The 7,117-nt window shown below is 42.3% G+C and carries 5 protein-coding genes; all 5 read left to right on the forward strand.

The window, feature by feature from the left end; all coding sequences use genetic code 11:
* The first annotated feature begins 3 nt into the window (after positions 1–3).
* From DC498_RS24225 to DC498_RS24245, 5 genes are read left to right on the forward strand one after another with little or no spacing between them, the layout of a single operon-like run.
* Positions 4–1,188: a hypothetical protein gene (locus DC498_RS24225; protein ID WP_116876709.1), complete on the forward strand. Its 1,185-nt coding sequence runs from the start codon at positions 4–6 to the stop codon at positions 1,186–1,188.
* 36 nt (positions 1,189–1,224) lie between these two features.
* On the forward strand, positions 1,225–2,640 hold the full coding sequence (locus DC498_RS24230; RefSeq protein WP_116876710.1) for an ABC transporter permease: 1,416 nt from the start codon (positions 1,225–1,227) through the stop codon (positions 2,638–2,640).
* Between the two features lie 10 nt (positions 2,641–2,650).
* A complete protein-coding gene (locus DC498_RS24235; protein WP_116876711.1) occupies positions 2,651–4,096 on the forward strand; it encodes a DUF3526 domain-containing protein in 1,446 nt (481 codons plus the stop codon).
* Positions 4,096–6,270: an outer membrane beta-barrel protein gene (locus tag DC498_RS24240; protein ID WP_116876712.1), complete on the forward strand. Its 2,175-nt coding sequence runs from the start codon at positions 4,096–4,098 to the stop codon at positions 6,268–6,270. The genes DC498_RS24235 and DC498_RS24240 overlap by 1 nt, the downstream gene beginning before the upstream one ends.
* A gap of 22 nt (positions 6,271–6,292) precedes the next feature.
* A complete protein-coding gene (locus DC498_RS24245) occupies positions 6,293–7,027 on the forward strand; it encodes an MATE family efflux transporter (RefSeq protein ID WP_116876713.1) in 735 nt (244 codons plus the stop codon).
* Positions 7,028–7,117 lie beyond the last annotated feature (90 nt).

The following is a 7,117-nucleotide window of genomic DNA, read 5'->3' on the forward strand; positions in this document are numbered from 1 at the left end:
AACATGAATACAACCTTCAAATCTATTATCGGACTATCGCTCCTCGTATTATTATTTACGGCATGTAAAAAAAACAACGATCCGGAGCCCAACGACCAGTCGGTTAATTACGCACTATCTGTTACCGGCGGCACATATCCCAATCAAACTACTTACATTTTTGGAACAAAAGCGTTTCCGGCTGGTACGGTTAATACAGGCAATGCGGTGGAACTCAGCAGCTCGGGGCAAATGTTTAAATATGGCAGCGAAATCTATGTGTCCAGCTTTGGAGCTCCTGCCACGTTGCGGAAATACAGTTTTGACGAAACCGGTAAACCAACACAATCAGGTAGTATTGCTGTGCCGGGACTCAACACATTCGGTGCAGTGGAATTTTTAAGCGCTACGGAAGCTTACGCCGCTTCAAATGGCTTTGGCGGCATTCCCCAGATGGTCAGGTTTAATCCATCTACCATGGAAATACTGGGTTATATTGACCTGAGCACACTTCAGTTGCCGGGTGCTTCAGAGATCTATTATCTCGGGTTGGTTGAAAGAGATGATTACCTGTTCATGGGCGTCAATTACCAGAATGCCTCTTTTGAAAACCTGGAAGATGCTGTGTTTGTTGCGGTGATCAATAAAAGTACATCCACCGTTGAAAAATTACTGAAGGACACCCGTACCAATATGATGTGGAATGGTGGCACTACTTCTTCTTTCAGTCCTGCCTGCCTGGTAAAAGATGCCGCAGGAGATATTTATGTAAATGGTTATGCTAACAATGGTAAACCAAGCGGCATATTAAAAATCAGTAAAGGCACAACCGAATTTGATGCTTCTTATTTTTTTGATCTTGACGCTGTAACAGGTGGCCATTGCCTGGGTATTTTTTATTTTGATGATGATCATGTTTTTACTGTTAAATATTCAGATGAATCCGCTTACCCGTTTGATGGCAGCGCAGCCGGAGAACTGTACAAAATAAATCTCTCTGCTACATCCACTTCCGGGAACATCGCTGCCTCATTACCCAAATTTTTTGGCAGCTATACATTTATGACCAAATGGGATAACGAGAAAATTTATTTCAACATAGCAGCGCCCGGCAGCAACGCTATTTATTCTTATAAGATAAGCGACGGCGCCGTAACGAAAGAATTTGATTTGACAGGACAATGCAACGGCTTCACCAAAATAAAATAAGAACGCATCTCCCTTGTAATAACGAAACCGTTAATAATGATGTACAGCATAATCAAAAATGAATGGCTGCAATACAGCAGGGATAAACGCATTGTGTGGCTGATTGCTTTTTTATTGCTGATAAGCGCCTTTGCCTTATGGCATCAGTTGGATTTTCAAAACCAACTGAACAGCACAAGGATGAAAGCGCAGCAGGATTCCCGCAGGGAATGGCTGTCGCAGGAATTGAAACATCCGCATATAGCGGCCCACTTTGGTAACTATGCCTATAAAAAACCGGCATTGCTGCATTGTTTTGACCCGGGGCTTAGCATTTATACCGGCACGTCAGTATATATGGAACCGCACCGGCAAAATGATTTTCTATTCAGCAAAGGACAGGAAAGTGATACGGGAATACGTTTCGGATGGTTAAGTCCGGCATTGATCTGCCAGCTATTGCTGCCCTTGTTAATTATTGTGCTGTCATTTAATAGTATTAATGGTGAGGTTGAAAAAGGAACCATGTCTTTATTGCTCTCACAGGGCATATCATTCAGGCAACTGTTGTTTGCAAAAACGTTGGCTGTGTTTCTTGTTTTTGAAATTTTTGTGACTGCTTATTTATTAGCCACGGCAATAGCGGCAGGTTTACTGTTAAAAGCAGCTGTTGACCCTGCCGGTATATTTTACCTGTGGCTGGTTTATAGCTGCTACTGTATTATCTGGAGCTTATCGGGCGTATATATCTCTTCCCGTATTAAAAATGCAGGAGGAGCTATTGCCGTGTTGCTGTTGTGCTGGATGTTTACCAATATTCTATTGCCGCGTATAAGCGCTAACATAGCAGAAAATGTGTACCCTGTTGCTACCAACTACCAGTTCAGGAAAAAGATTTCTGAAGCCATTGAAAAGGGACTTGACGGACATGATGCGCAAGGCGAAAGAGCAAAACGGATAGAACAGGAATTGCTTGCAAAATACAAAGTAGACAGCGTGGAGCAGTTGCCTTTCAACTTTGAAGGATATATTATGCAGCAGGGTGAGGAGTATAGCAGTAAAGTATATGATAATTATTTCGGTGAAATTTTCAACAGCCTTAAAAAACAAAAGACACTTCAGTCGTGGCTGGGTTTGGGTAGCCCGTTTGTTGCGCTCCGGAATATATCAATGGCTGCATCCAATGCAAGCCTGGAATCAGAAATAGATTTCCAGCAGCAGGCGGAACATTACCGGCGCAGCTTTGTACAGAACCTCAATAATGATATGCGCGACAATTCCGCTTACGGCAGTTTCAATACATATAAGGTAAGCAAGGATACATACGGCTCCATTAGTGATGTAGAGATAAAGAATCATCCGCTTGCCTGGTCCTTTCCCCATATAATACCGGACAATATCGGGTTGCTCTGTTGGCTGCTGGTATTGATCATATTAATGTACAACAGGAGCAATATAACGGGTTACCATTAAAAACAAAAGAATGAAGCTACAGAACAGACATAAAGGAATTGCCTTCAACATGCATTACTGGTTTTTAAAAAAACAACGGGTAAATATTTTACTGTTTACTGTTTTCATGTTGACCGGGCTGTATGGTCTTTACCAGGGTTTTGCCTTTAAGCAAAAACAAATACGAACCATTGATGCTTTCCGGAGTGAAAAATTAAAAGCATTAAATGAATTAAAATCGGGCTTTGCAATGGATACTACAAAGCCCGAAGGGAAAGCAGCCTACGCAAAAGCAACCGGAATTATATCAAGCAACTGGAATATTGTTTTACCGGCAGGTAAAATGCCCTCTGGCGCCGCTGTTTTTAATATAGGCCAGGCTGATATTTTTCCCTACTACTATACAATCAAAAATGAAAGCTTCTTTATGCAGCTTTTTAAGCAGGGAGAAATTGCTAACCCGTTAAGATCGCTTGCCGGTCATTTTGATATCAGTTTTTGGATCGTTTACCTGCTTCCTTTGCTGGTTGTGATACTATGTTTTAATACCTTGTCTGCGCAATATGATAACAGCAACTGGAAACTCATCGGCAGCCAGGGTATCAGTGCCCGGCAATGGGTACTGTCTAAATGTTTGCTGGTTGGATTACTGGTCTGCGCCATGGTAACTGTTATATTCATTATCGGGCTGGCGCTGAATTACCGGGCTTTTAAGCAGGCTCCTGTTGCAGGCGATTTTCTTTTCCTGCTAATTACTGTTGTTTATCTTGCTTTCTGGCTTGCTGTAGTATATGCTATCAATGCATATACAAAAAATACCAGTAGCGCCGCCCTAGCGGGAGGTATAGCCTGGATTGCTTTTTGTTTTATCATTCCCACACTGGTAACCTCCATTGCCGAAAAAACAATCCCCGTTGATAATACCCTGGTAAGCCGGATGTCCAGGAGACCGCAGGGATCGAAATTTGATGATACAACGTTTGCCAAACAAACCATTACGCAGCTTGGTATACTTCGGCCACAGTATAAGCAAACAACGCTGCGTCCTCAAAGTCCCGCTTTTGTATTTGCTACCTATATGTCTTATCATGAATTGATGGATGACACAAATAGAATAGCGGTAAATGATTATTTCAATCGCATAGAGCAGCGCCAGCAGGTAACTAATACAACCACCCTTATTAATCCCGCAGCGGGTATCGATGGAATATTCGCTCATTTGGCTGCTAACGATGCGCAGGCTAACCACGATTTTATATGGCAGGCAAAAGCTTTGCACCAGGGATTACACGATGCTTATTTCCCTCCGCTGTTTTTTGAAAAACGACTGGCGGAAAATGATTATGAAAGGTTCCCGCTTTTCAGTTATAAGCCGGCCACAATTTCGGCAAACAGTATTCTTACCTGTATGGAACTATTGCTTTCAACTGCCTTTATTTTTTTAATCAGTAACAGGAGGCTGAAAAAAAAGTGGTGATGAGAATTACATACCTATTTTCCATGCGCATTTTTTTAATACTATGGATGATGCTGCAAATAAATTGCCTGTTAGCGCAGGATAGCGCTACCGGCAGGAAAACAGATACACTGCAGGAAGTTATTGTGAAAGGCAAAAAGCAGGTTATAGAAATAAACAAGGGGAAGATCGTGCTGAACCTGCAGAACAGTGCCCTTACATCGGGTATATCTGTTTTTGACGCGTTGAAAAAACTTCCTGGTGTTACCATAGGCCAGGATGAAAATATACTGCTTCGGGGTACAAGTGGTATTAATGTAATGATTGATGGAAAAATGACTTACCTGTCTGGCAAAGCATTAACAACAATGCTACAGGGAATGAGCGCTGAAAACCTCAGTAAGATTGAGCTACTGACTGCGCCTTCCGCTGAATTTGATGCTGCCGGTAATGCGGGCATTATCAATATCGTAACCAAAAAGAGAAATGCGCTCGGATATGCAATCGATCTTCGCTCGGGCATCTCCATAGGGAAGTATTGGATGGTAAACGAAAATATCACAGCCAGTCTTAATACAAAAAAGTGGAGCTTATATGGTTCGCTTGACTATAACACGCCACACCGGGTAATGACCGGGAAGAGCGGTAATACTGTTGCAGACAACGGTGAAAAAATGCTGATTGACAGGGCTACGGAGAATGTTTTCAAAATCAGGTACTATACTTACCGCGTTGGCGCCGACTGGCAGGCGGGCCGCAAACACCTGCTGAGCTTTAACTACAACGGGTATTTTGATGATTTTGTGGCAGCTAAATCTTCCCGGCTGAAAATGTATTACCCTAATGGCATGGCATATTCGGATATTTACACACAAAACAATATTGCTGAGCCTTATCATTATGATGCGGCAAACCTCAGTTACAAATTTGATATTGATACATCAGGAAAAAAAATAACCACCGATGCCCATTATATCAGTTACCGAAATTTGTCGGACGGGTTGATGACAAGCCAAACATCAAATGGCGATGGTAACCCAACCAGGGTGAGTACGCTGCGGCAACATCAGCCGGGTTTTATTACCATCAAATCAGCCAAAACGGATATTGATCTTCCTTATAAATCCTTTTCGCTGAAAGCCGGTATAAAATATGCCATTACATCCAACGACAATGCTTACCGGTTCGATTCATTAGCGGCGGGCGGTTTTGTGGAAGCGGAAACAATGTCCAATCACTTCAAATACGAGGAAAAAATATTTGCGGTGTACACTTCGGTATTGCAGAAATTTAATAAGACTGTTGTGGAAGCCGGACTTCGTTTTGAAAATACCTACGCTAAAGGATTTACTGTAAAGCAGGATCTTAATAATACATGGAAATACACCAGGTTATTTCCCAGCCTGTCTGTAGATTATCCTGTAAATAATAATAACAAGATCAATGTTTCTGTCAGCAGGAGAATTAACCGCCCTTCGTATGCCGATCTGAACCCGGTACGCTGGTACAACGACCAGTATTTTTATTATTCAGGCAACCCGGAACTACAGCCGGAAATGGCATGGCTCTTTTCGGTAGCCTATTCGCTGCACAGCAAATATATACTTACCGCAACGTATGGGCTACGTGATCATTACATGGGCAGACAATTGATTGTTGATCCATCAACAGGTGCAATAAAAAGTCAAACAGCCAATTTTAACAATGCTAAAAGACTTGATCTGAATATGTCGGTTCCCTTCAACATTATGCCTTTTTGGGATCTGCAGCTAAACTCCGGTTTGAATTATACTACTTATCCCATTGCTGTCACCGCCGGGCTAAAGCAATTGTCTCAATGGGGTGTAAGCGCTCAGTTACAGCAACAGGTACGCCTGCCGTATGATTTACAATTGCAGGTATCCGGCTTTTTCTATTCTCCTGAACTGCTTGGCATTTATAAAACAGCTACTGTTTTTTTTATGGATGCCGGTATAAAGAAATCATTTTTTAAAAATAACCTGGTGCTGCAACTAACGGGGAGCGATCTGTTCAGCACCAACCGGTATAAGGCAATGTCGCAAACAAACATTACGGATTATTATTACCATGATCGCCCGGACTCAAGGCGTATTGCCTTTTCCATCCGTTATCATATCGGCGGTAAACTCCTGCATAAAAAAGGAAATGCCATTGAAGAACAGGAGCGTTTATAAAAAGATATTTTAGCCTGTTGTTATGCCAGATAAAAGAGAAATGATATTGCAGGATAACCTGTGGACCCTGATGGTAAAAATGTCGCTGCCTGGTATTGCAGGCATGCTTCTCATTGCATTTAACGCTTTTGCAGATGCTTTATATGTAGGCAGGTTTGTAGGCGCGGATGCGCTGGCGGGGGTTTCCATGAGCATCCCTCTTATGGTACTAAATACAGCGTTGCTGAATTTAATTGCAGCAGGCGCTAATTCGTTGTTGAGTCGTAGCATTGGCAGCGGAAATAAAGCAATACAGGAACAGCTATTTGCGCATGTGCTGCTGCTCAGCACCGGGGTTGCTTTACTGTTAATGATACCGGGATTGTTTTTTGCTGCTCCGCTCATCGCGTTAACGGGTGCTTCGGGAAACATATTGCATTACGGCACGCAGTATTATACCATATCACAAGCCGGATGTTTTTTTAGCATCTTCGGATTGGTGAGTTCAGGTCTCATTAGGGCAGAAGGCAACATAAAACGGGCAATGCTTATCAGCTTATCCGGTGTTATGATCAATTTGCTGCTTAATCCTTTTTTTATAGTTTGGCTGCACATGGGCGTGGAGGGTTCCGCATTGGCAACAGTAGTATCCATGTTTTTTTATTGCCTGCTCACTACGCAGTATTTCCTGTCAGGTAAAAGTGTAGTCCGTATCCGAATTAACCGCAACATTTTACGCTACAATAGACCTCTTGTATTAATTGAAAAAGGCATATAATTCATAATTGTAAATGCCAGCGATTAAATTTACTCTTAATCCAAAACGTTTTCTTCTGTTACGGTATCGTTCGCCCAGTATTTTGAATAC

The organism is Terrimonas sp., from assembly GCF_003075435.1.
GTDB lineage: Bacteria > Bacteroidota > Bacteroidia > Chitinophagales > Chitinophagaceae > Agriterribacter.